The following is a 26,123-nucleotide window of genomic DNA, read 5'->3' on the forward strand; positions in this document are numbered from 1 at the left end:
AAATCAGCAATGAAAAAAATAAAAATATTACCAGTAATAACATTAGGAGCTTTACTTATACTTGCTAGTTGTCAGGATCAGAGTTTAGAAGATATCAACAGAAATCCTAATGATCCTGAGAAAGTTTTTAGTTCAGGTTTAATGAATTCTGCCACAAAGGAATTAATGGATGCTACAAGAAATGGTTTTGAGTCAGGAAGAATGTCTTTGCCATGGATTCAATATTCTGCGCAGGTAGCTTATACAGAGGAAGATAGGTTTCAGTTTAGAGAGACTTCCAGTCAGGCTCTTTATTCAAACTTATATAAAGTAATTCTGGATTTTAAATCAATAATTGATTTGAATACCGACCCATCCAGAATAGTTGAGATGAAGCAATATGGAGATACTCAGAATCAGATTGCAACAGCCCGAATTATGTTAGCTTATAGCTTTTCGATTCTCGCAGATACATTCGGATCAGTACCCTATTGGTCTTACGGAAATAAAGATGTCGATTTTCAGGGTCTAAATCTGGAAAAATATCCGATGCCTTTGTATGCTTCACAGGAAAAAATATATACAGATATTCTAAAAGAATTAAAAGAGGCCTCGCAACAGTTAAATACAAGTGAGCCAGGATTGGCAGGCGATGTTATTTATAACAGGGATGTATTAAAATGGAGGAAATTTGCAAACTCTCTGAGGCTAAGGATTGCAAACCGGTTAAAAGACGCTATACCAGGTGCTAATGCCCATATACAGGATGCAATAGCTTCAGGGCTTATGACATCGAATGGTGATAATGCTGTACAAAAATATCAGAATGATAAATTATTGCCCTCGCCAATGTTTGATGCTGTATTTGTACGAAACAGGACTGACTTTAAAATTACCAATACAATGGTCAATACACTTAAAGGGATTTTAGGTGGGTTTAGTGTGGATCCAAGATTGTTTAAATATGCTGCACCTGTTTACAGGGTTGATAGTAATGACGATTACATTCTTGATACCAGTGGTAACAAAATTAAAGTTACAATCGATCCCAACCTTGCAGCATTTGAATATAGTAATAGTAATAAACTTGATAATTACGTAGGTTTGCCATATGGGCTAACCAGAACTATGGTAGCCCGTCAGGATGCTGCCGGAACTTCATGGTGGAGTAATAATGTAATTAAAGCTGACTTTGGGGAAGTTTTAATGGAGTATTCGGAGGTGCAGTTTATTCTGTCGGAAGTTAATGGATGGAACGATACTAATTATAAGGCAGCAGTTAGAGCTTCTATGGAAAAATGGAATGTTCCTGTAAGTAGTATCAATACTTTTGTAAGTTCTCTGCCTGCAGCTAATAAAGCAAATGTACTAAACCAAAAATGGGTAGCATTGTACATGCAGCCTCAGGAAGCATATGCAGAGTGGAGAAGAACCGGATATCCTAATTTTTTAATTAAGCCTGGTGATGTAAATAATTTGGTGGTACCTGCTGTAGATGGTGCTACGACTTATACCTTCACACCAATTTCCCCCTCTGATTATACTTTAACGGAAATGCCTTCAAGAATAACATATCCGGGAACACTAGCTAAACTTAATCCTAATGGATATGCTTCAGGGGTTAAAAACCTTGGTCCGGGAGGAGATAAATTAAACACAAAGCTTATCTGGGATAAAAATTAGATTTTCTTTTAACTACATACTTGTATCCGTCTCATAATAAAATTTGAGACGGATTTATATTTTTATATAAGCCATTCCTGCTCTTTTTTGTCATAGTTTTGTATTATAGTTTTAAAGTCTAAAATGAAAAAAATTGCAGTTATTGGAGGGCTTGGTACATTATCTGGCGGAGATTTATTTTTTAAATTATTAAAGAATAAAGAAGTCTTAAAAAATCAGTTAGATTATCAGTTCTATTTTGAACAGTATCCATATAATCAGATGAATCTGCCATTGTATAATGAGGAAGATATAAAATCGAGAAAATATTACACATACACTGTTTGTAAAAATTTTGAAAATAAAAATGTTTCCGGAATCTTGTTGCCTTGTTTCGCAAGTCATTCATTTTTAGAAGAATTGCAAAAAGAGATTCCCATTCCTATTATAAACATCTTTGACGCCGTACTGGAGTATTTAAAAGTAAGATATAATCCCGGAGCCAGAATTGGGATTTTAACATCCAATTATGTAAAAGAGCTTCAGATGCTTCATCAATATTTTCAGGATTATGAATTGATTTTTCCTGAGAATCAAGACACCTTAATGAATGCTATTTATGGGGATCTGGGTATAAAAAATGGCTATATGGAAGGTTTGTCGCTAGAATATGTTTCGGAGGTATGCGATGAATTAATGCAGAAAGGGTGTGAATTGATTTTACCGAGTATTACGGAGATTTCTGTTATAACTGAACAGCTTTGGAAAAGAGGATTTCCGGTAGTAGATGTCAATCAAGTATATGCTGATTACGCATTGAAAACGGATACTAATAAACCGGTAAAACCTTTCAAACTAGGAATAATGGGTGGTGTTGGTCCTTCGGCTACAGTTGATTTCATGAACAAGATTATACAGAACACGCCAGCGACTAAAGACCAGGACCATATTAAAATGGTGGTAGAGCAAAATCCTCAGATTCCGGACCGGACAGCAAATATAGTTTGGAATGAAACGGATCCTACTATTGCAATGTTTTCTACTTGCAAACGTTTAGAAGCAGAAGGTGCAGATGCTATTGCTATCCCTTGTAATACTGCTCATGCATTTGTAAAAAACATTCAGGAACATTTGAATATTCCAATACTCAATATGCTCACTTCTACAACAGAATATATTCTTAATAAATTTGGTAAGAATATTAAAGTTGGTTTATTGGCTACAAGCGGAACGATACAAAGTAAAGTATACACAGATGTTCTTTATGAATATGGATTTAATGTAGTTATTCCGGATGAAGAACATCAGAAATGCGTAATGGAAAGTATTTATGGAGAATATGGTGTGAAAGCAGGTTATGAGACAGGTGTTTGCAAAGAAAATATTCTGAAAAGTGCAGGTTACCTCATTAGCCAGGGTGCAGAAGTTATTATCTTAGGCTGCACAGAGCTTCCTCTGTTATTTCCAAATGAATCAGAAATTAGATATGATGACAATATGATTTCTCTGATTGATCCTACATTAGTTTTGGCTAAGAAGATAGTTGCTTTAGCAGTAGGTACTTCAGATTCTTAATACTTTTTTAATATGAAGACACTACAGGCTATCGATGAAAAAATGTAGAATTCTTTCTGCACATTTTTAAATAAAAAAAGCCATAGATTCAAAATCTATGGCGTTTGTATTTTCAGAAGAGAGTCTTATTATGCTACTCTATTCTAATTCTTTTGTTACTCCTAATCCGAAAAGTGCAAAATCATAAAGTGCAGGATCTTCGGAATTATACTTTCTGAGCTTTACATCCAGTTCCTCTACAGCTTTCCAGTCATTCTGCTTTCTGTTCAGTATTCCCAATTGTCTGGCAATATTTCCGGAATGTACATCCAGAGGACAAGATAATTTTTTTTGATCTAAGCCCGACCATATTCCCAGGTCTACTCCTCTTTTATCCTTTCTTACCATCCATCTCAGGTACATAATCAGACGTTTGGCCGCAGAATTTTTATAGGTACTGCTTACATGCTTATAGCACCGGTGATTATTTTCATTAAGGAATGCTGTTCGGAAACGCTCCAAAGCATGGTAGAAATTTTGTTCATCATCCTTTGGCTGGAAAAAATAAGCAAGAGATTCCTGCTCCTGATAGAGTCTTTGCAGATTGAAAATAAATTGCTTCAGGTCTTCCCCATTAAATGTTCTGTGTACAGCTTTATCTTCTATACTTTTAAAATCCGATTCTTTGGCATTCATTACAAAATCATAGGGAGAATTCCCCATGAAGTTCATGATCTTAGTAGCATTGGTGATAATGCTTTTTCTGTTTCCCCAGGCTAGTGTAGCTGCAAAGAACCCAGAAATTTCGATATCCTGCTTCATAGAATAACGATGTGGAATCTGAAGCGGATCACTATTAATATATTCCGGATGGTTGAAAGCATCAGCTTTCTCATTCAGAAATGCAAAAATTTCTTTTTCAGTCATTTTATACTTTTACAGGCTCTAAAGCTATTGGTAAAAAAGTATTTGGAAAGTATTCACGGGCTTCGTCAGTAAAGACGGTCAGGTCTGCATACCGATTAGAAAAATGTCCTAAAATAAGTTTCTTAACACCCGCTCTTTGTGCAATAATTGCAGCCTCTTTTGCCGTAGTATGTCCTGTATAATCTGCCATTTCTTTTAGATCGTGCAGGAAAGTAGATTCATGGTATAACAAATCTACATTTTCAATTATTGGTATAATATCCTCTTTGAATCTGGTATCAGAACAGAAAGCATAAGATACAGGAGGTTCCGGATCCGTAGTTAATATCTCATTTTTCAACACATATCCATCAGATAAAACAAAGTCTTTACCACGTTTCAGATTATGGTAATCACAGATTTCAATTTCAGAATATTTAGAAATCTCCACCATATTCAACCGTCTGTCTTTTGGCTTCTCTCTGAAAAGATATCCATTACAGTAAATTCGGTGATCTAAAGGTATGGTCCATACCTCCAGTTTATCATCTTCATAGACTTTTTGAGATTGATCTCCTTCCAGTTCATGATAAATAATTGGAAAACCGCGATGGGTTTCGGTAATTTCAAATATAGTTTCCAACATCTTCTTGATTCCTTTCGGCCCATAGATATGCAATTCCTGGTCTCTTCCTAAAAGTCGGAATGAAGCAATAAGTCCGGGCAGCCCGAAACAATGATCTCCATGAAGATGAGAGATGAAAATATGATTGATCTTAGAAAACTTTGCTTTAGCTTTTCTCAGTTGTACCTGTGTTCCTTCACCACAGTCGATAAGAAAACAGCGTTCATCCATTTCCAGGAATTGTGCTGTAGGTGAAGATTTAACGGTTGGTATTGCTGAATTATAACCTAAAATAGTGAGATATGCCCCCAAAATTTATACTTAATTTTATAACAAATATACGTTTTATGCTTTTAAATAATCTAAAAACTTCTTCAAAGCATTGGCTCTATGGCTGATTTTATTTTTTTCTTCTGCAGGCATTTCAGCAAATGTAATGCTGTGATCCTTAGGAATAAAAATCGGATCATAACCGAAACCTTTCTCTCCGCTTGGTTTGTATGTTAAAGTTCCATACACTCTGCCTTCAAAGTATTCTTCTTTTCCTTCGGAAATAAGACAAAGAACGGTAATAAAGTACGCTTCACGATCTGTACTGTCCTCCATTTCGCCCAGAACCTTTACAATATTTGCTTTAAAATCATGATCGCCCGCATATCTTGCAGAGTAAATTCCTGGTCTTCCGTCTAGTGCAGGGACTACAAGCCCGCTATCGTCTCCCAGACTTGGTTGTCCGGTTTTCTCAAAACAATATTTAGCTTTTATTTTTGCATTTGCTTCAAAACTGTCGCCATCTTCAATGATCTCTTCAAAAAGATCATAATCGGTAAGACTTGTGATATTGTAATCGGGTAAAATTTGCTGAATTTCTTCTTTCTTGTGTTGATTGTGTGTTGCAACTAGAATTTCCATCTTCGTTAATCGTTATAATGAATTTTATTTTTATAAATAAAAAGGTAGCCAAAAATTGCTGTTAGTACTATACCAATTAATAACAGATTAGTTTCGGAAATACAAAAAAAACCTGAATAAGACTCCTCTTTTGTATATATCATAAGCAATGATGACATCAAATTATTAAAAGCATGTAACATAATTGGAAGTAATAATGTTTTGGTTTTATAATAAACTAAACCAAGGATACTACCTAAAATTGCTGCTCCCATAAACTGCCATGGATTTCCGTGAACAACGCCGAAAACTATAGCGGAGATAATAATAGCTTTAACCGGGGAAATACCTTTGTTAATGAGTCCTTTCTGTATAATACCTCTGAAAAGTATCTCTTCGAGTATCGGAGCGAAAAAGCAAGTGGAAATTATCATTGTGGTTGGGTCTAATGATAATTTTTCAAAAATTTCAGTAAATTGTTTATACCATGTTCCCCAAAAACTTCCTGTTGTTGGTAATAGTGTGGTTGTATATTCGGCAATAAATATTCCTCCTGTTATTAATGGGAAAATAAGCAAATAGGTAGAAAAAGGCGAAGTACGCATATTAAAACTAAGCCTGCTTCCTGTAGGTTTTACAATAAGCTGATCGAATGCAAATATGCAACCCAGGAATACCAATATATAAAAAAATAGTGTGAAAAAATTTTCATTTATAGGGTTACTATGAAAAACTATTGTTTGTATTTGTATCCATGCGGCAACAACAAATTGCATAAACAAAAAAGTAACAGCCAAAAGTATACCTTCTTTCCAGCCCACCTGATAATTTCTTCCGGGATGTAAATCTTTATCCATTAAAATGATTTGAACAACAAAGATAATGTTTGCGCTTCTTTTTTGCTAATGTCACAGTCTTTATTTACCACAGAAATGCAGAGTTATTGTGATTCTCTTATATCGGTTTTTGTTATAAATAGGATTATAGTACTCCTATTTATAATAGTAAGTTTTATAATATAACAAGATCATTTGATTTGCTCGTAAAAAATCCCGATTTTTGCACTCATTAAAATTCAATATGTCGAACTTATTACAAGAAATACAAAAACGTAAAACCTTCGGGATTATCTCCCACCCCGATGCCGGGAAAACAACATTGACCGAAAAACTCTTACTTTTTGGAGGTGCTATCCAGGAAGCAGGAGCTGTAAAAAGCAATAAAATTAAAAAAGGGGCTACTTCTGACTTTATGGAAATTGAACGTCAGAGAGGGATTTCCGTTGCAACTTCTGTTCTGGCATTTGAATACAAAGATCATAAGATTAATATCCTGGATACTCCCGGACACAAGGATTTTGCTGAAGATACGTACCGTACACTTACTGCAGTAGATAGTGTAATTGTAGTAATAGACGTTGCTAAAGGGGTTGAGGAGCAAACTGAGAAACTAGTTAAGGTTTGCCGTATGCGTAATATCCCAATGCTGGTTTTCATTAATAAATTAGACCGTGAAGGTAAAGACGCATTCGATTTGCTGGATGAAGTAGAACAAAAATTAGGACTTCACGTAACACCTCTTTCATGGCCAATTGGTATGGGTGCCGAGTTCCAGGGAATCTATAATATCTGGGAAAATAATATTCAGTTATTCTTAGAGGATAAAAAACAAAAAGTTGGTGAAGCTATAAAAATAGAAGATGTTAATGATTCAACAGTAGACGAATTAGTTGGTGAAAAAGCTGCAAGTGCACTTCGTGAAGAAATTGAATTAACTACTTCTGTATATCCTGAGTTCGACCGCGAGGCGTATATGAAAGGAGATCTTCAGCCAGTATTTTTTGGTTCTGCATTGAATAACTTTGGGGTAAGAGAACTTCTGGATGCATTTATAGAAATTGCACCAATGCCACAGCCTAAAGAAAGTGATAAAAGAATTGTAGAGCCTGAAGAAGAAAAATTCAGTGGTTTTGTATTTAAGATTCACGCGAATATGGATCCTAAGCACCGTGACAGACTTGCTTTCGTAAAGATTGTATCGGGGACTTTCAAAAGAAATGAAAATTACCTGTTGGTAAGAGAAAATAAAAAAATGAAGTTTGCATCTCCGAATGCATTCTTTGCAGATAAAAAAGAGATTGTAGACGAGAGTTTCCCGGGGGATATTGTTGGTCTGCATGATACCGGAAACTTCCGTATCGGAGATACACTAACAGCCGGAGAGGTAATGAGTTTCCGTGGTATTCCTTCTTTCTCGCCGGAACATTTCCGTTTTATTAACAACGATGATCCGTTAAAAGCAAAGCAGTTAGCAAAAGGTATAGACCAGTTAATGGATGAAGGTGTTGCGCAGCTGTTTACAATGGAAATGAACGGGCGTAAGATTATTGGTACTGTAGGTGCATTACAGTATGAAGTTATTCAATACCGTCTGGAGCATGAATATGGTGCTAAATGCTCATATGAACCAATCAATATTCATAAAGCATGTTGGGTGGAAGCTGATGAGAAATCTGATGAGTTTAAAGAATTTGCAAGACTGAGACAACGTTTCTTAGCCAGAGATAAGTATGATCAGCTGGTATTCTTAGCTGACTCGTCATTTACTATTACAATGAATCAGGAAAAATTCCCAAATATCAAACTTCACTTTATCAGTGAATTTAGAAATGAGGATTAAGTATAAAGGCTGGCAAATTGCCAGCCTTATTTATTTTAGTTTTCGAAAGGTTCAACTTTCAGAATTTCTATTTTCCTTTCACCGTCTACAAACGGCCATTCTATAATATCTCCTACCTTATACCCCACTGTAGCTAAAGCAATATCCGAAAGTATAGAATATTTATTCTTTTGAGGTTTCGCTTTTGTGGAAGGCACAAAAATGTATTCTTTTTCTGTATCTGCAGTATGATCTTTTATAACAACTCTTCTGTTAACTGTTACAACTTCCTTCGGGAGATCTCTTCTAAGTACTTGTTTAGCGGTTTTTAGTTCATTTGCTAATCTTATCTCCTGCTCTGGTGTTACTCTTTTTCTTCTTAATTGATCCTTGATTACATCGTATATTCCGGTTGTTACAATAATATGTTCTGACATTTTTCTTAAAATTAATAGGTTTAATTGGTGGTGTATACTTTGTTATAGCCCGGAATCCGGATAAATTGTATGCTGTAATTTATCCGGTGTAGAAATACACCAAAATAGAATTGAATTGTAAAAATAAAGAGATAGCCCTGCTCCGAACTTCGGCAGGGATTAATGAATAAACTCCTTGGAGTTTTGTAAGAATTTGTCGTCGTGAAGATATGTAAGGATTACAATACCAAAACAACTCTGAAGCTGATTAGAAAAGTTCATTTCAATATTCTTCGATATCAAAGACTAAGTTATGGCTTTTAAATATGATATCCAAATATGATGTTACTAATAAAAATAATTGCTTCTGTAAGGCTCAAAATTTCTAAGATTAGGAAGAGGTCTTATTTTAACAATTTTATCCTCTTCACTTTCTGTTTGCCCGGTTTCGTAATTGGACAATTTACTAATATATCTGCCGGTAGAAAGATTGAACTCTACATCAGTAATATGCCCTTGTCCGTCGGATACACCATAGCTGAAGCCAATTAATTCGAATCCATTATTCTGATACCTGAAAATATGTTTAGATTGTCCTCTAAGGAAACTGTAATTGATATGTACTGTTCCTTTTATAATCTCAATCTTTTCCAGATTATCTCCGGTTCCGTGCTGTGAAGCCTCAATAGCATTTTCTGTGCTTACTATAAGCTTTTTGTTACCCTCTTTATCCAGAAAGTAAATTTCAAGAATATAATTGGTTACGTCACCATTCTTTCCAGCCTTTACAATGGCCAAATCAGGAATACCATCTTTATTAAGATCGCCTTTTACAGTTTGATGGATAACTGTTTTTTGCTGGCTATATAAAATTCCGGCAAAAAAAATAAAGAATAGATGTATAACAAATTTGCTGTACATAGAAGTTTCATTTATTTTTCTATTTCCATTTCTGTCTCATCTTCTTCAATTGGCAAAAGCTCTTCTTTTCCATATTCTTTTGCATCGTCATCATCCCCCATTAGATAGCCCCAAGGTTTCAGGTCCTCTACTCTGTCGAAAATAATTTTTGCAATCGCCATAATCGGAATTGTTAGGAACATTCCCATAACGCCCCATATGCTTTCCCCTACTATGAGTCCAATAATTACAATAAGTGAATTTAGCTTAACCTGTGATCCTACAATTTTAGGCATGATAATGTTTCCGTCTACTGCATGTACGGCAACCATACCTACTAAAACCCATAATACATTGGCAGCTGAGGAAGTTGCAAAAGTCACGAAAATACCTAGTACAGTAGCTATCAAAATCCCCAGATATGGTAATACATTGAATATTCCGGTGATAATAGCCAAAAGAAAATTATACTTTATTCCGATAATAGTATAAGCTATAAAAGATAAAATAGTTACCAGAACCATTTGTATAATAAGGCCTATCAGGTATTTTTTCACCATATACTGGATACTGTTTACAACATCCATTACTACAGCTTTGTGCTTGTCTGCAAAACACATAATGATAAAGCGGACCATTTGTCTCCGGTATATCAGAATAAATAAAGTAAACAAGAATGTAAGACCAATCAACATCAGAATATAGGTGATTGACTTTAGCATTTTTTCAACAATAACTGTCCCGGTACTTAATGATTTTTGTGCAAGATCATTGATATATGTAAGCTGCTTGTGCTTTTGTACTCCAAATTTATGAGCAATCCAATCCTGGATACTATCAAAAGCTACCGTAATCTGTTTCTGAAAAGCAGGCCAATCCTCTGAAAAACTAGTAGTTTGTACACCTATAAGATATAGTATAAGTCCTATCAGGGCTAATCCTAATACACTTACTACAATGGCGGATATAGAACGGTTAAATCGTAGTTTTTTCTCCAGAAAGTTGCATACAGGTACAAGTAATATTGCAAATAACAATCCCATAATCATAGGAATGATTAAATCTTGCCCCTGAATAGCCAGGTACCCCAAGATCATTATGCTAATAAGTACTGAAGCCAGTTTTAGATAAAACGGCCATGATAAAAATGCCTTCATACACAGAAAATAATGACTAAAGGTAAAAAAAGTTTAGCTGAAACGGCCTATTTTCCTAAAACAAAAATAGCGGGAATCTTATGCAGATCGGTTTTAGCGTTTTTCCAATCGTTAATACTCTGGGTTTTAATAAACTCTCCTTCCGGGTCATTAATATTGGCAGCTACAGAAAGTAGTGTTTTACCATTTAGAGTTTTGGTAAGTTCTTCTAGTAGCTGGTTGTTACGGTATGGAGTTTCCATGAAAATCTGAGTATAACCTGTCTTCTGAACAAGTGATTCCAAATGAAGGATTTGCTTTCTTTTCTCTCCTTTATCTATAGGTAAATAACCATGGAAAGTAAATTGCTGTCCATTAAATCCACTAGAAATTAAGGCTAGTATAATAGAACTTGGCCCGTTTACAGGGACTACTTTTATATTATTACGATGTGCCCATGCTACCATTATATTTCCGGGATCCGCAATGCAAGGCAAACCAGCTTCAGATAACAGGCAAAAGTCCTGTCCTTTCTTCATAAGTTCCTGAGCTTCCTTTAGGTCTGCAGTTTCAGAGTATTTATCAAGTAAAAACAGTTTTAAGTCAGACTGCTTTTTTTCAGGTGCAAAGAATTTAATGACCTTACGGGCTGTTTTTTCATTTTCTACAAAGAAATAATCGGTTTGCAGGATATATTCTTTGATTGCTGAGCCAAAATGTTCTACAGGTGTATTTTCCGAAAGATATGCAGGTAGTAAGAAAAGCATTAGTTCTGTTTTTATTCTGAGAGTTGAGATTTTATAATATCACAGGCTTTGTTCAGTAACTGAAATACATCTTCAAAATCCTGCTGATTTCCCCAATATGGATCGGGAACTTCGGTTTTGTTGTTATCATGAAGAACATCGAGTATCAAAGATATTTTTTGTCTTTGCTCTTCATTTTTAGCCATGGAAGATACGTCTTTTAGATTATTACGGTCCATACAATATATTCTATCAAAAGACTCTAAATCTTTGGGCTGAATGAGACGGGAACGCTGTTTGGAAATATCTATATTGTGTAAAGCCGCAGTTTTCACAGAACGTTTATCAGGATGATTGCCTTCATGCATAGCTATTGTTCCGGCGCTGTCTACTATATAATGATCCGGAAGTTTAGATTTTAGAATTCCTTCAGCTAAAGGAGACCGGCAAATATTGCCCAGGCAGACCATTAGAATTTTCATGCTAGTATAGTTTACAGAAGAAAATATACAGTTTACCGTAAAAGTAAACTGTCAGTTAATAGCTATTATTCAAATATCTTATCCTTGATTTCTTTAATGAATTTCTTCATTTCCTTATCCACTTTTGCAACGTCACGGATTGTATCACAAGCATACATTACAGTTGAATGGTCTTTGCCACCCATCTCTTCACCGATCTTTGTAAAAGTAGCATTGGTATATTCTTTAGCAAAATACATAGCCAGCTGACGAGGTAATGCTACCTCACGTTTTCTGGTTTTGGATAGTAGTCTGTCTTTTTGAAGACCAAAATATTTACATACTACATCCTGAATATAAGCGATATTTATTGTCTTTTTCTGATTAGCAGCAATCTTACTAATTGTATCTTTCAACAATCCGATTGTCAGTTCAGACTTAACAATCATTGAGTGTGCTATAACCGAATTGATAATACCAATAAGCTCTCTTACATTAGAATTAACTTCTGTTGCAAGGTAGTCTATAAGCTCATTGTCCAGTACAATACCATCACGGTGTAATTTGTTTACAACGATTTTCTTTCTGGTATCGTAATCCGGCGATTTGATCTCTGCAGATAATCCCCACTTGAATCGGGAAACAATTCTTTCCTGAATATCCTGAATGTCAGCAGGTGCTTTATCCGATGTTAGGATAATCTGCTTACCATTTTGGTGAAGATGATCGAAAATATGGAAGAACATATCCTGTGTTGCAACTTTGCTTGATAAGAACTGAACATCGTCGATAATCCATACATCTATCATCTGATAGAAGTTGGCAAAGTCTGTTTTGTTCTGAGCTTTTGCTGCGGATACGAACTGCTGAATAAACTTTTCGGAAGATACATATAGTACCACTTTTTCCGGATAAAGATTCTTAACCTCCAGTCCGATTGCATGTGCAATGTGGGTTTTTCCTACCCCAACACCACCGTGAAGGAATAAAGGGTTAAAGGATGTTGCTCCTGGTCTTTTAGCAATAGTTCTTGCTACTGTAGAAGCGAATTTATTGCTCTCTCCTTCTATAAAGTTATCAAAAGATAATGAAGGATTCAGCTGGCTGTCTATATTAACTTTCTTAATTCCCGGAACTACAAATGGATTTACTACATTCTGAGCGTAAGCAGGGTTTCTTACTTCCTGAGGCCTTGGTGTCTGGATAGACTGACCTTTCATCTGTATAGTTACTGGCGGAACTTTTCCTACCGGTTTGTTCTCCATTACAGAATACCAAAGCTTTACACCTTTACCGATGTTTTTCTTTAAAGCTGCTGAAAGAAGAGATAGGTAATTATCTTCAATATATTCACGATAGAAATCACTTGGAACCTGTAATGTAAGGTTCTTTTCTAATAAAGAAACAGGCTTTACTTTTGAAAAGAGTAAATCGAAGGAATCGTCTAATTTATTAACACCTTCTTTTTCCTCAATAGAATTGAGATTATCCCTCATAAAGCTGAGGCAATTGTCCCAAATCAAAGTAATGTTCTGCTCCATAGAAAGATAGTAGTTTTTGCGTCTTGAAAATAACAGGATGACAAATATGAAAATTAAAATTAGTAAAAAAAAATATTTGACTCTTGCTTATTAAAAAATATATTTGTAAGTATAGATAAAGACTTAAAATGATTAGTACAACTTGCAGATTAAGAGTTAGATACGCTGAAACTGACCCCATGAAATATGTATACTATGGTAATTATGCTACCTATTTTGAGGTGGCTCGTGTGGAACTTTTTCGGGGTATTGGAATGTCATATGATGAGATTGAAAAACGAGGAATTTGGCTTCCTGTTTCAGAGTATAATATTAAATATCTGAAGCCAGCTCTTTATGATCAGGAACTTAGGATTGAAGTAAAGGTAAAAGAGCGCCCGGGAGTGAGGATTATTTTCGATTATGAAATATATAATGAAGAGGGTGAAAAGTTGACAGAGGCATCCACTACTCTTTTCTTTTTGGATGCAAAAAAAAATAAAGTTGTAAAGTGTCCGGACTGGTTAATGGAACTTATAGATAAACACTTTTAGCTACCAAATAAAAAAAGAGGTTGTCTCAAAAGATGTTATGTTGAGCTTAGTCGAAACACTTTCATTAATAAAGCACTAATTAGTCAAAAGATCCTTCGACAGGCTCAGGATGACAAAGAATAATACTTTTGGTTTTGAGACAACCTTTTTTATTTTAAAATTTCAGTTCGCTCCCGGCTTCTATTTCATAAGGTTCTTTACCCCTTTCAAAAATTCTGGTTAGTTCGGAACCTTCAGTTGTTATTTTATCACCAATTCTTCGGATCCAGTTTCCTTCACGCAATCCTACAACCGGAGTTTCATTCTGGGTTAAGAATTCCAGAATACGGGTTTCTCTGGTTTCACCATTATGGTGTAATTCCGGATTAGGATCAAGATAATGCGGATTCAGATTAAAAGGTACTAAGCCCATACATTCAAAACTTGGCGGATATACAATAGGCATATCATTGGTCGTTCTCATATTAAGTCCTCCGATATTAGATCCGGCACTCGCTCCCATATAAGGCTTACCACTTTCTACGTTTTGTTTCAGTACAGAAAGTAATCCCTGTTCATGTAAGGTCTTTACCAAAAGGAAAGTATTACCACCTCCAGTAAAGTAACCTTTAGCTTCGTTTAATGCTTCTATAGGATTATCGAATTCATGTAATCCTTTTACCTTTATATTGATTGTAGAAAAAAAACTTCTTGCTTTATCTGTATACTCATCGTGAGAGATGCCTCCCGGGCGGGCGAATGGTACAAAGATAATTTCGTCTGCTCCGTTGAATAGTTTTATAATTTCTTCCCGAATGTATTCTAAATATTGTCCGCCAAATAATGTAGAAGTGGACGCTAAGAGTATGTTCATATATATATGTTGTATAGACAAACAAAAATAAAGCTTTTACGGATAGTAAAAGGAAGAACTCATATTATTTTTTCGGAATGCGAAAGCAAATCGTATCTTTGTGAAAGTTTATAAATCTAAAAGAGAAATGAAATTTTTTATCGACACAGCCAACTTAGAGCAGATTAAAGAAGCACAAGATTTAGGAATTCTTGATGGTGTAACGACTAACCCGTCTTTGATGGCGAAGGAAGGTATTAGCGGAGCTGAGGCTATTAAGCAGCATTATAAAACAATCTGTGAGATTGTAGATGGTGATATTTCTGCTGAAGTTCTTTCTACTACTTATGAGGAAATGATTAAAGAAGGAGAAGAATTAGCTGCGATCCACCCAAATATCGTAGTAAAGATTCCTATGATTAAAGATGGTGTAAAGGCGTTGAAATATTTTTCTGATAAAGGAATTAAAACGAACTGTACATTAATTTTCTCTGCAGGACAGGCGCTTTTAGCTGCTAAAGCTGGAGCTACTTATGTTTCTCCTTTCTTAGGACGTCTTGATGATATTTCTACTGACGGTCTTAATCTGATAGAGGAAATCAGAACAATCTATAACAACTATATGTACGATACTGAGATTTTAGCGGCGTCTATCCGTAGTCCTATGCACATTATTAACTGTGCTAAGATTGGTGCGGATGTCATTACATCTCCGTTATCTTCTATCCTAAGTTTGTTAAAGCACCCATTAACAGATCTTGGTTTAGCTCAGTTTGTTGCTGATGCTAAAAAACTTGGATAGTTAATGAAGCAATATATAGAATGCTTCCGGAGTTCCGGAAGCATTTTTTATTGTATCCTTTCTAAATTCATTTACGTTGATAATATCATTATAGGAATGTTAATATTAAGTTAGTCTTTAACCTTCTATTATTATCTGGACTTTAATAGACGTTCTGGGAATTATGTAGGAGCTTTCACTCATGATATGTTTATCCCTCATTATCCTCGATAAAATCAGATTATAACTACAATTGTACATAATTTTAATATTTTTTTATATTATTTAGAAATATATTTTTATTTTAGAAGTACAAAATATAAAAATATTAAATATGGAAAAACTTTTATTAAAAAAAGCAAAAATTCTTTCAAGAGAAGATTTAAGGTTATTTTCGGGAGGTAGTTGTGCGAAATTTGAAAGTGCTATTGGTCTTACTGCTACCGCAGCTTCAACTAGAGCAAATGAAGATGCTCAAGCTTATGTTTCCCAAAATAAAGGATGTTTTATAAGAGGAACTGATACTTCTTGTGCAACAGGGGGTGGCCATGCGTGTGTAGCAACTGTTACTATCCAATGCTCAGGCCCTGCTTGTCCAGGTACTGATCTTGGAGGAGGTGGTGGAGGTTGGTAAACTTATTAAAATTTATTTAAAATGAGTTACTCTACAATTGAAATTGTTTTATTGTTTCTGTTAGTCTTTTATATTATCTTTCTTATTTACTTTTCAATAAGAATCATTCGTGATAATAGTTTAAAACCATTACTAAGATTTGCATTGATATTTACTTTACTGGTAATACCTATTTTAGGTCCCTTATTTGTCTTAATTTTTATAAGTAAAAAAAGATAATTTTTTAAATTACTTTACTTTTTAAGTTTTTGATGTAGAAAGCTAATTAAATACAGATTTTATTAAAAGTAATTTTCTTATAATTTTATCCTCCTATTTTATTTGGGAGGGTATTTTATTTACGTTTAAAGTAATTTAATTTACTTTTCATGTAAAAAAAGGTTGTAGAATATATAACATTTTTTATATTTGTGTTAACAAAACGAATACATATTTATGTTGACAAATTGAAAATCATTGTTAGCAAATTATGTAAAATAAAAGCTCTCTGCTTATAGAGAGCCTGTTATAAAGAATTATTTTACTTCTAATGAGAAGATAGATAATTTACTAAAAGAAGGAAAAAAGCTTTTATTGTTCCTTCTAATATGGTTCTTACAATATCTTTTTTGTAAGTTCTCCAAAATTGTTGAAATAATGGTTCCATAACTTGTCGAGGGTTTGGAATTAATCATTTTTTTAAGCAACTCAATACTCCAATATTGGGTTGCTTTTTTTATTATACTCTCTCAGCATTGTTGCCTGTGAACATAATTCACATATCGTTCGTTAACAAATATAAATATTAGTTTTTACAATAAAAAAAGTTTTGACTTAGTTATCATACTTCTTACAAAAAAAAGATAATTGTAAATTTGTTATAATAAAATCATTATTTGATTTCGAAAACCACAATAATTTAAATTCTTTTTTTCGTTATGATTGAATCTACTATAATTCAAGATGTTGAGTATTATACGGGTAAAGAAAAAGAACAAAAGATTTATGAATATTTTGATAAAGTAATAAGAATTACTCCTGATATTGATGGCTTTTTGTTCTCAGTTATAATTCAAGATGTTGAGCCTGATTTAAAAGAAAGAGCGAAGTTTTTTAATTTAGCTCATTAACAGATCTTGGTTTAGCTCAGTTTGTTGCTGATGCTAAAAAACTTGGATAGTTAATACATAAATAACTTATATAAAATACCCCTAGAAAGTTTAACTTTTTAGGGGTATTTTATGTTAATGGTTCATATTCTTTTCTCTTGACTAAACAGATAGAATTGATTAAAGATCTTGTCTTCCTCTCTTCTGTAATATGAAGAATATTTTTCATCATAATGTTAAAATTTAATAAAAATAAGTTATGTTAAATATACTTATATAATAAATATTTAGATTTGACACATAACCAATTAAAAAAATATTTTTATGAAAAAACTACTACTTTGTGCTTTATCTACAGTACTATTATCAGCATTTGTAAATGCAGAAACATTATCAAAAAACAAGTTTAAAAAAAAGGATTCCTATCAATTATGCGGTGTTATTGTAACTTATTTTAATAATGAAGGACAGCCTTATGATCAAAGATGGTTTACATCTGACCAACCAACTTTAGCTGATTGTCAATCTTATCAGGCAGGTGTTATTCAAGATCTACAAAAACAAGGATATGATGTTCGTGTTATGGATCGACAGGCAAACCCTGATGACTCTGTCAACTAATAATTAATTCTTATAATCACAATAACAAATGAGTAGAATTTTTCTTTTAGTAGCTTCATTTCTATTTTATAACTCTTTATATTCACAGAAACAGATACATATAAAATATTTAAATGTCAGGTCTGTAATTGCTAACGTATATGAAGAGCTTTATACTAACGGTATTGATGTAATTTCAATACAAGATGGTAAAATAATTTCAACAAGTCCGAATAATACAAACTTAAAAAAAAGGGGACATGATGTTTATTTTATTTCAAAACTTAATAATGAAAATTCCAGTAGAAAAATCCAATTTACAGGTTTTATTGGATACCAATCTGATAAAGAATTTTTTGTAAATGATAGTGTACCAGCATTTAAATGGGTGATAGATGAAAGTTCTAAAAAGAAAGTATTGGGTTACAACTGTATAAAAGCAACCACTGTATTTAGAGGTTCTAAAATTACTGCTTATTTTACTCGTAGTATTCCTTACTCAATAGGTCCATTTAAATTTTTTGGTCTTCCTGGGGCTATTTTAGATGTTAGGGAAAATAATAAATCTTATGATATTTGGAAAGCTATAGAGGTTAATTTAGATGATAAAACAAAGGTTAATTATCATCCAAGATTTCCAGACTATAAAAATGTAGATATCAGAACCTATATTGAGTTGAAAGATGCAGATAGAAAGTATTTTTTCAATGCCACTACTAAAAATTTACCCGCTGGAGTTAAAGTTGATGCTATACCTGAAAGGTTAGGTATCGAAAAAATATTTGAATGGGAAAAATAAGATTTATTAAAATCATTTATTAGCAGCCTGTTTAAAGACAGGCTTATTTTTTGTTCCCCATTTTTTAATATGATTATTTTTTTATTAATATTATAAAACAATCGCGAATTCTTATCATTTATAATTTTAAAATTACAGAAGTTAACTATATAAAATCTAATTATTTCCATAGTCACTTCTCTCCACAATTTATATTATAAAAAAGCCAGCAGCAAAGCTACTGGCTATAACATTTTATGTATTTATTACCTTCCGCCCGGAGGACAATGTTCTTTTAGATATTTAGTAAACATCGTTGCGAGGTGAAGTGATGTTCCTTCTCCTTCGCTAATGGAGTGTGTTCTGTTAGGATAAGACATCAACTGGAATTGCTTATTGTATTTTACCAACTCATTAATATAGACTTCAGTATTCTGATAATGTACATTGTCATCACCCGTTCCATGAACCAATAAAAGATTTCCTTTCAGATTTTTAGCATAGGCCAATGGAGAGCCTTTTACAAAGTCTTCTCTGTTTTCCTGTGGAAGTCCCATATATCTTTCCTGATAAATATTATCATAGAATAACTGATTGGCTACAGGTGCAATCGCAATACCTGTCTGGTAAATTTCCGGATATTGCCCTAAAAGATTTAGCGTGGAAGATCCACCGCCACTCCAGCCCCATACAGCGACTCTGGAAGTATCTATATATGGCCATTTTGCAAATAAAGCTTTAGCGCCCATGGCCTGGTCACGAATATTAAGCTGCCCGATTTTACGGTAAACAGATTTTCTCCACTCACGTCCTTTCGGAGCTGGTGTACCACGGTTTTCAAGTGAAACATATATATAACCATCTGCTGCCATATCACCAACATACAACCCGTTCCATCCTGTATAGAAGTTATCTGTTACAGTCTGGGATCCAGGCTCTCCGTATACCATAAATACGATTGGATATTTTTTATTTGGATCAAAATTTTTAGGCTTTACCACCCATCCGTCTAAGGTGACACCATCCTGTGTTGTAATCTGGAAGAACTCAGTTTTAGATTTAGCAGGATCTGCCTTACTTGTTCTTTTAGCGGCAACAAGCTCTTTATGATCCGGAAGAGATATTATTGCTCCTGCAGAACGAGCATCTACACTGCTGTTATTAAATATAGCCAGTTTACCGTTAGGTGAAATGGTATATTTATTAGATCCGGGATAAGCATCCGGGGTAATTCTTTCTGCTTTTCCACCATTCATGCTTACTTTGTACAGGTATTCCTGTGTTGCATTAGCCGGTGAAGCCGAGAAGTAAATCAGCTTATTTGGAACATCAAAAAACTCAGGCTTTATAACATCAAAGCCATCTTTAGTAATTAGTGTTTCTTTTCCGATCATATCTATTTTATAAATATGTCTCCAGCCGTCTTTTTCAGACAGCCATAAGAATTCTTTACCATTATTAATCCAATCCCAGCCGCTAGGATCATTGTCATTCCAACGAGACTTTATATCAATCCAGGCAGGATCTGTTTCGGTATGAATTGTTTTACTTACACCAGAATTGGCATCTGCAACAATAATTTTACTTTGATTCTGCTTCCTGTTCAACTGTTGTAGTATAACAGACTTAGAATCCAATACCCACTCCATTCTCGGAATATAGTGCTGTACTTCATCCCCTGCTATATTAGCTTTTTTTGATGATTTAGTAGCCAGATCATAAAACCATATACTGCAGCCTGATGGATTCTCTCCTACTTTTGGATACTCTACAGGTATCGTAAACGAATACAAACTATCTGTATTATTAATCATCAGAAAGTTTTTGGTACCATTAGCATTTAGCTTCCAATAGGCGATTTTACTTGCATCCGGAGACCATCTGAAACCGTCCTGGGTACCGAATTCTTCTTCATAAGCCCAGTCGAAAGTCCCGTTAATCATCCTGTCAGTACCATCATTGGTAATTTTATTTAACTGATTATTAGCTAGATCTTCAATATAAATATTGTGTTTAGATACATAGGCTACCTTCTTCCCGTCAGGAGAGAATTTAGCAAACATTAATGAAGCTGTTGGCAAGCCCTTCCCCAGTTGGGTAAGCTTTTTACTATTTTTGTCAAAAATCCAGTAATCTCCACGTGTATTATCCCGCCATACTTTCTGAGTATTGGCAAAAAGTAATAAACTTTTACCGTCAGGAGAAACCTGAAAGCTCTGTACATTCAGTGCTGCAGATTTTCCAGAAGGAATTAATTCACTATTGCCTATAAAAGTTTGATTTTTTCCGGGATCTACTAAATCCACAACTTCAATTCCGTTTTTGGTAAACGAATAGTAAGCATTTCCATCAGGTGTCCACTGTGTTTTCTGCGCAGCCAAAGGCGACAGAAACAAGGAACATAATGCAATGTTAATTAGTTTTTTTATGTTCTTCATATCGGGTATTTAATTAAGCTAAATGTTGGGTTCTGTAGCTTTCAATTTCATCTACAGTATTAATGAGGCCGTTTCCTAAAAGTCGGTATCCATCGTTGGTAATTAAGAAGTCATCCTCAACACGTACACCGCCAAAGTTTCGGTATTCATTTACTTTATCGTAATTAATAAATTCAGCATTTTTGTTTTCAGACTGCCATATATCGATTAATTCTGGTATAATATAGATACCAGGTTCAACTGTTAATACGAATCCGGCTTCCAGAGTTTTACCTAAACGTAAAGATTTAAGCCCGAATGTCTTTGTATCTTTTGGTTCTTCTTCTGTATAACCTATATATTGTTCACCCAAATCTTCCATATCGTGTACATCAAGTCCCATCATGTGCCCTAATCCGCATTGAAAGAATAAAGTATAAGCATGGTTTTTTACAGCTTCTTCCGGATTGCCTTTCATTAATCCTAAATCTATAAGTCCTTCTACCAGGTATTGTGAAGCTCTCAGGTGAATATCTTTAAATTTAACTCCGGGTTTTAATAATTGCTGTGCATTATTAAAAGCATTCAGAACTATTTCATACATCTCTTTCTGTTTAGTTGTAAAAGTATTGTCTACAGGAAAAGTTCTTGTAAGATCACCCGCATACCCCATTGCTGTTTCTGCTCCGGAGTCATTCAGGAAAAGATCACCACTTTTTAGCGTATTCAGTCGGTAATGGTTGTGGAGGATACCTCCGTTAATCGTTACAATTGGGGGATAAGACATCTGACATTCTTTATCTGCTGCAAGATGTTGGATTGCATTGGCAATCTGATATTCTTTAACCCCTGGTCTGGCAATACGCATAGCCAGTAAATGCATTTCATTGGATACATTTATCGCTTTTTCTATTTGTACAATCTCTTGTGCCTCTTTTATAGAGCGTTGTTTTACAATTGCTTTAATAAATTCAACAGATGGCTGTAATTCTGTGATTTTGGTTTCAAGAAGATCTCCCAGCAAAATCTTATTGGAAGGCTGATATGGAGGAAGATAATGTACTTTTCGTCCTGCTGATTGGATTTTCCGAATATATTTATAAAGTTCTGCATATGGTAAAGTTTCCTGTACACCCGCTTTTAGACTTTTCTCCTTCAATGTTTCCTGTCTGCCCATCCAGACAATATCATCTATACTAAGCTCATCTCCGAAGATAATAGTTTTATTTTCGTCTATATCAATAATGGCTGCAATTCTTGGTTCCTGAATTCCGAAGTAATATAAAAATGTACTGTCCTGGCGGAAATAATACGGATTGTGTTCAAAATTTACCGGGTTTTCTATATTTCCCAGGAATAGTAAAATTCCATTAGCCACATTGTCCTTTAATACGGCTCTCCTATCTTGATAAGTTTGTGATGAAAACATATTATGAATATTGGTTATTTAAAGGTTTAAAGTTACGATTTTATAATGTTTACAAAGGGGTTGGTTATGAAAAATAAGCAGGATGTAAAGATTGGATTTTAATATGAGATCTAGTGTTTATATTTTGCTTAAATTCGGCAGTATTTTAACACTTAGTCTAAAGTAGTTTAACTAACATGAAAAGTCTTCAGTTTTCTGTTCCTGCCAATACTAATAAAAGTATTAGTATTCAGGAAGACATTATGACTCATTTTTATCCTTATTTCCACCGTCACGACGAAACACAGATTATGTGGATTGTGAAAGGACACGGAACATTGGCAATAGAGCAAAACCTTTTAAACTTCAGTGATGGAGATATTTTTTATCTTGGTGCTAATCAGGCTCACGTTTTCAAAGCAGATTTTAAAAAAAATGAAAAGCACAAGGTTCATGCAATATCTATTTTCTTTGATCCCAGGAAAAAGATTTCCGGAGTCTTTGATTTACCTGAATTTGAAGAACTGAAAGATTTTATATCCGACTCTGAAGTTGGCTTTCAGGTATCACAGGAATTGAAAGCAGACGTCAGCAGTAAAATAAAACAACTACAACAGCTAAAGGGTATAGAACAGATTATTTGCTTTATAAAGATTCTTAACGATCTTATGCAAAATAAAACATTACATATTCCCCTGTCTGCCGGAAAGAATACATCTAATCACATTTCCGACAACGATAAAAGGATTATAGATGCCCAAAGTTATATCAGGAAAAACTTTGCCCAACAAAAACTTACATTGGATGATATTGCAGAACAGGCTTGCCTTACACCACAGGCATTTTGCAGATCATTCAAAAAACGGACGGGCATTACTTATATTCAGTATCTCAATGAACTGCGTGTGCAGCGAGCATGTAAACTGCTTACATCTTCGGGAATGAACAGTATTTCTTCTGTTGCTTTCAATAGTGGTTTTAATAGCTTGACTAATTTCAATCGTGTATTTCGTACAATTATGAAATATTCACCCAAAGAATATTTAAAGCGGTATAAAGAGACTATAATGGATTAAAATTTAACAGGTGTTAAAATACGGTTAGAATCTATTAAAATATTAACATTTACGGATTTAAAATTCTGTTAGTTTTGGAAAAATAAATATTTGATATGAGTACAAAACTTAACTGGGAAGGAATTTACCCGGCTGTGTTAACTCCTTTTACAAAGGATGGAGAAATAGATTTTGAAATGTTTGCAAAAAACACCGAAGCCCAGATTAAAGCAGGTGTGCATGGTATTATCCTTGCCGGTACATTAGGAGAAGCAAGTGCTTTGGAAACAGAAGAAAAATTTGAGCTTCTTAAGTTTGCTAAAACCATCACAGGCGGCAGAATCCCGGTTATTCTTAATCTTTCAGAAAATACAACCAGGAATGCAGTTAATTATGCTAAGAAGGCAAAAGAATTAGGAGCTGACGGACTTATGCTGCTTCCGCCAATGCGTTATAAAGCAGATAATTGTGAGGTTGTAGAATATTTCAAAGCTGTAGCTTCAGCAACAGATCTTCCTATTCTTATTTATAATAATCCTGTAGATTATGGAATTCATGTAACTCTGGAAATGTTTGATGAATTAATAACCTATCCTACTATTCAGGCTGTTAAAGAATCTACAAGAGACCTTGCAAACGTTACCAGAATGATTAACCGCTTTGGTAAAAGAATTAAAATACTGGGTGGTGTAGATACAATTTGTCTGGAAACTCTAATGCTAGGTGCAGATGGTTTAGTCGCGGGACTTGTAGATGCTTTCCCAAATGAAACAATGGCAATGTATAATTACGTTAAGTCCGGAGACTATGATAAAGCTGTGGCTATCTACCGTTGGTTTATGCCTTTGCTGGAATTGGATATACACCCGAAACTTATTCAGTATATAAAACTGGCTGCGTCTGCCGAAGGAATAAGCAATCCTTATGTAAGAGCACCAAGATTGGAGTTGCATGGCGAAGAAGCTGACAGAATTAATAAAATAATTACTGATGGTATTGCTAATCGTCCTGTATTAGACTAACACTAAACATCTATTTATGATTGAAGAAACATCTTTTCAGGTAATTGATCAGAAAGCCCGACAGGCTGCTAATGCTTACCAGTTTCTGAAAAATACAACAATAAAAGAACGTGCAGCATTTATGAATGCTGTTGCGGACAAAATTGAAGCATTAGGTGGAAATTTGCTTACTACTGCACATGCAGAAACATCTTTGCCATTAGCCCGATTGACGGGAGAAAAAGCAAGAACTATAGGCCAATGGAGAAGTTATGCTAAAGCTGTGACTACCGGAATCTATACAGAAGCCAGAATAGATCTTCCTCAAGCTTCCCAAGCAAAAGCAGATTTGCGTAAATACAATGTTGGCTTGGGTCCTGTTGCTGTTTTTGGAGCCAGTAATTTTCCGTTTGCATTTTCTACAGCTGGCGGCGATACTGCCAGTGCTATTGGGGCAGGCTGTCCTGTTATTGTAAAAGCACATCCTGCACATCCTGAAACATCACAGATAATGGCAGATGCAATAGCAGAGGCTGTAAAAGAATTTGGATGGCCGGAAGGTATATTCAGTCATATTACCGGAAAGTCTAATGATATTGGTGCATATTTAATCCAACATAATGAAATAAAAGCAGCGGCATTTACAGGTTCCTTTGCAGGAGGAAAGGCATTGTTTGATTTAGGGAATCAGCGTAAAGAGCCTATCCCCGTATTTGCAGAGATGGGAAGTATAAATCCCGTTTTTGCCTTTCAGAATCAGTTAACTGTTAAGGCAGAACAACTGGCTAAAGAATATGCTGCATCATTAACTTTAGGTGTCGGACAGTTTTGTACTAACCCCGGAATATTCATTGCTGAAGCTGGTGATAGTTTTGAACGTTTCATAGCAGCACTTCAGAATGAAATTTTGAATATAATACCTGTGAATATGTTACATAAAGGAATTTTTGAAAACTTTGAAAAATATAAAAAACTGATTTGCTCTCAGCCTGATGTTTCTACTATTTCAGAAGTTAATTCAGATATTTCGGAATGGGAAGGACGTGCTATTGTTATAGAGACAACGGCAGCTAATTTTATTAAAAACAATATTTTAAGTGAAGAGGTTTTCGGTCCATTTGGAATCATTGTAAAATGCAATTCCAAAGATGAAATGCTCCAGATTGCGCAACAGTTACAAGGGCAATTGACTATTACTATTGCTGCAACTAATGAAGATGTGCACCTGAATATTGATATAATGAATATTGTAAAAGACAAGTGCGGAAGACTTTTATTCAACGGAATGCCAACGGGTGTAGAAGTTGTTTACGGAATGCAGCATGGCGGTCCTTATCCTTCGACTACCGATGCCCGTTTCACATCTGTAGGACCAGATGCCGTTAAAAGATTTGTTCGCCCAATAGCTTTTCAGAATTGGCCGGATGAATTTTTACCGGAGGAACTCAAGAACGAGAATACACTGCAAATTAGCCGGATTGTTGATGGAGAAATACATTCAGGATCATTAAAAAATTAAAA

The 26,123-nt window shown here is 34.6% G+C and carries 25 protein-coding genes; 12 read left to right on the forward strand and 13 right to left on the reverse strand.

The window, feature by feature from the left end; all coding sequences use genetic code 11:
- Positions 1-9: 9 nt before the first annotated feature.
- Together AYC65_RS07200 and cuyB are read left to right on the forward strand one after the other, a co-directional pair.
- Positions 10-1,662, forward strand: a complete 1,653-nt coding sequence (locus tag AYC65_RS07200) for a SusD/RagB family nutrient-binding outer membrane lipoprotein (RefSeq protein ID WP_034866945.1) — start codon at positions 10-12, stop codon at positions 1,660-1,662.
- A 123-nt stretch (positions 1,663-1,785) separates the two neighbouring features.
- Positions 1,786-3,216, forward strand: coding sequence for a cysteate racemase (gene cuyB / locus AYC65_RS07205; RefSeq protein ID WP_052114602.1), 1,431 nt, complete (start codon positions 1,786-1,788; stop codon positions 3,214-3,216).
- Positions 3,217-3,354: 138 nt separating this feature from the next.
- Here cuyB and AYC65_RS07210 read toward each other — a convergent pair whose 3' ends face one another.
- Genes AYC65_RS07210 through AYC65_RS07225 form a run of 4 tightly spaced genes read right to left on the reverse strand, consistent with a single transcriptional unit; the run spans position 3,355 to position 6,474 of the window.
- Entirely contained in the window at positions 3,355-4,122 is a 768-nt protein-coding gene (locus AYC65_RS07210; protein ID WP_034866937.1) for a TIGR02757 family protein, read from the reverse strand.
- Position 4,123: 1 nt separating this feature from the next.
- Positions 4,124-5,038 (reverse strand): ribonuclease Z, encoded by a 915-nt coding sequence (locus AYC65_RS07215; RefSeq protein ID WP_059333769.1) that lies wholly within the window; start codon positions 5,036-5,038, stop codon positions 4,124-4,126.
- Between the two features lie 33 nt (positions 5,039-5,071).
- Positions 5,072-5,638, reverse strand: coding sequence for an RdgB/HAM1 family non-canonical purine NTP pyrophosphatase (gene rdgB, locus AYC65_RS07220; RefSeq protein WP_034866932.1), 567 nt, complete (start codon positions 5,636-5,638; stop codon positions 5,072-5,074).
- A 5-nt stretch (positions 5,639-5,643) separates the two neighbouring features.
- Complete coding sequence (locus AYC65_RS07225; protein WP_034866931.1) at positions 5,644-6,474, reverse strand: CPBP family intramembrane glutamic endopeptidase; 831 nt, start codon at positions 6,472-6,474, stop codon at positions 5,644-5,646.
- A 223-nt stretch (positions 6,475-6,697) separates the two neighbouring features.
- On the opposite strand from AYC65_RS07225, the gene AYC65_RS07230 reads away from it, so the two are divergent.
- Positions 6,698-8,296, forward strand: a complete 1,599-nt coding sequence (locus tag AYC65_RS07230) for a peptide chain release factor 3 (protein ID WP_034866929.1) — start codon at positions 6,698-6,700, stop codon at positions 8,294-8,296.
- Positions 8,297-8,331: 35 nt separating this feature from the next.
- Here the strand turns inward: AYC65_RS07230 and AYC65_RS07235 are convergent, their stop codons facing one another.
- The 6 genes from AYC65_RS07235 to dnaA form a co-directional block, all read right to left on the reverse strand.
- Positions 8,332-8,712: a GreA/GreB family elongation factor gene (locus tag AYC65_RS07235; protein ID WP_034866928.1), complete on the reverse strand. Its 381-nt coding sequence runs from the start codon at positions 8,710-8,712 to the stop codon at positions 8,332-8,334.
- Between the two features lie 327 nt (positions 8,713-9,039).
- Positions 9,040-9,612, reverse strand: coding sequence for a hypothetical protein (locus AYC65_RS07240; protein ID WP_034866927.1), 573 nt, complete (start codon positions 9,610-9,612; stop codon positions 9,040-9,042).
- Positions 9,613-9,623: 11 nt separating this feature from the next.
- A complete protein-coding gene (locus AYC65_RS07245) occupies positions 9,624-10,748 on the reverse strand; it encodes an AI-2E family transporter (RefSeq protein WP_034866925.1) in 1,125 nt (374 codons plus the stop codon).
- A gap of 47 nt (positions 10,749-10,795) precedes the next feature.
- Positions 10,796-11,494 carry an SAM-dependent methyltransferase gene (locus AYC65_RS07250; RefSeq protein ID WP_034866924.1) on the reverse strand — a complete coding sequence of 233 codons (699 nt, stop codon included), beginning with the start codon at positions 11,492-11,494 and terminating at the stop codon, positions 10,796-10,798.
- A gap of 11 nt (positions 11,495-11,505) precedes the next feature.
- The gene (locus tag AYC65_RS07255; RefSeq protein ID WP_034866923.1) at positions 11,506-11,955 is read right to left on the reverse strand and encodes a low molecular weight protein-tyrosine-phosphatase; all 450 of its coding nucleotides are present in this window, start codon (positions 11,953-11,955) and stop codon (positions 11,506-11,508) included.
- A gap of 65 nt (positions 11,956-12,020) precedes the next feature.
- Positions 12,021-13,475, reverse strand: coding sequence for a chromosomal replication initiator protein DnaA (dnaA, locus tag AYC65_RS07260; protein WP_034866921.1), 1,455 nt, complete (start codon positions 13,473-13,475; stop codon positions 12,021-12,023).
- A 128-nt stretch (positions 13,476-13,603) separates the two neighbouring features.
- On the opposite strand from dnaA, the gene AYC65_RS07265 reads away from it, so the two are divergent.
- Positions 13,604-14,008 (forward strand): acyl-CoA thioesterase, encoded by a 405-nt coding sequence (locus AYC65_RS07265; protein ID WP_034866919.1) that lies wholly within the window; start codon positions 13,604-13,606, stop codon positions 14,006-14,008.
- A 154-nt stretch (positions 14,009-14,162) separates the two neighbouring features.
- On the opposite strand, the gene pepE is transcribed toward AYC65_RS07265, so the two are convergent.
- Complete coding sequence (gene pepE, locus AYC65_RS07270; protein ID WP_034866918.1) at positions 14,163-14,861, reverse strand: dipeptidase PepE; 699 nt, start codon at positions 14,859-14,861, stop codon at positions 14,163-14,165.
- A 127-nt stretch (positions 14,862-14,988) separates the two neighbouring features.
- Between pepE and fsa the strand changes: the two genes are divergently transcribed.
- The 5 genes from fsa (at position 14,989) to AYC65_RS07295 (ending at position 18,742) form a co-directional block, all read left to right on the forward strand.
- Positions 14,989-15,642: a fructose-6-phosphate aldolase gene (gene fsa, locus AYC65_RS07275; RefSeq protein ID WP_034866916.1), complete on the forward strand. Its 654-nt coding sequence runs from the start codon at positions 14,989-14,991 to the stop codon at positions 15,640-15,642.
- A gap of 313 nt (positions 15,643-15,955) precedes the next feature.
- The gene (locus AYC65_RS07280; protein ID WP_034866914.1) at positions 15,956-16,255 is read left to right on the forward strand and encodes a hypothetical protein; all 300 of its coding nucleotides are present in this window, start codon (positions 15,956-15,958) and stop codon (positions 16,253-16,255) included.
- Between the two features lie 917 nt (positions 16,256-17,172).
- Positions 17,173-17,364, forward strand: a complete 192-nt coding sequence (locus AYC65_RS07285) for a hypothetical protein (RefSeq protein ID WP_059333768.1) — start codon at positions 17,173-17,175, stop codon at positions 17,362-17,364.
- A gap of 303 nt (positions 17,365-17,667) precedes the next feature.
- Positions 17,668-17,964, forward strand: a complete 297-nt coding sequence (locus AYC65_RS20925; protein ID WP_059333767.1) for a hypothetical protein — start codon at positions 17,668-17,670, stop codon at positions 17,962-17,964.
- Positions 17,965-17,992: 28 nt separating this feature from the next.
- On the forward strand, positions 17,993-18,742 hold the full coding sequence (locus tag AYC65_RS07295) for a GLPGLI family protein (RefSeq protein ID WP_034868489.1): 750 nt from the start codon (positions 17,993-17,995) through the stop codon (positions 18,740-18,742).
- Between the two features lie 245 nt (positions 18,743-18,987).
- On the opposite strand, the gene AYC65_RS07300 is transcribed toward AYC65_RS07295, so the two are convergent.
- Positions 18,988-21,159 carry a S9 family peptidase gene (locus AYC65_RS07300; protein WP_052114646.1) on the reverse strand — a complete coding sequence of 724 codons (2,172 nt, stop codon included), beginning with the start codon at positions 21,157-21,159 and terminating at the stop codon, positions 18,988-18,990.
- 13 nt (positions 21,160-21,172) lie between these two features.
- Positions 21,173-22,567, reverse strand: coding sequence for an aminopeptidase P family protein (locus AYC65_RS07305; RefSeq protein ID WP_034868487.1), 1,395 nt, complete (start codon positions 22,565-22,567; stop codon positions 21,173-21,175).
- A 176-nt stretch (positions 22,568-22,743) separates the two neighbouring features.
- Here AYC65_RS07305 and AYC65_RS07310 point away from each other — a divergent pair, with 176 nt between their 5' ends.
- The 3 genes from AYC65_RS07310 to AYC65_RS07320 all read left to right on the forward strand — a co-directional run bounded on the left by AYC65_RS07310 (position 22,744) and on the right by AYC65_RS07320 (position 26,121).
- Positions 22,744-23,622, forward strand: coding sequence for an AraC family transcriptional regulator (locus AYC65_RS07310; protein WP_034868484.1), 879 nt, complete (start codon positions 22,744-22,746; stop codon positions 23,620-23,622).
- Positions 23,623-23,717: 95 nt separating this feature from the next.
- Positions 23,718-24,623, forward strand: coding sequence for a dihydrodipicolinate synthase family protein (locus AYC65_RS07315; protein ID WP_034868482.1), 906 nt, complete (start codon positions 23,718-23,720; stop codon positions 24,621-24,623).
- A 16-nt stretch (positions 24,624-24,639) separates the two neighbouring features.
- Positions 24,640-26,121, forward strand: a complete 1,482-nt coding sequence (locus AYC65_RS07320) for an aldehyde dehydrogenase (NADP(+)) (protein ID WP_034868479.1) — start codon at positions 24,640-24,642, stop codon at positions 26,119-26,121.
- Positions 26,122-26,123: the final 2 nt, after the last annotated feature.

The organism is Elizabethkingia bruuniana (assembly GCF_002024805.1).
GTDB lineage: Bacteria > Bacteroidota > Bacteroidia > Flavobacteriales > Weeksellaceae > Elizabethkingia > Elizabethkingia bruuniana.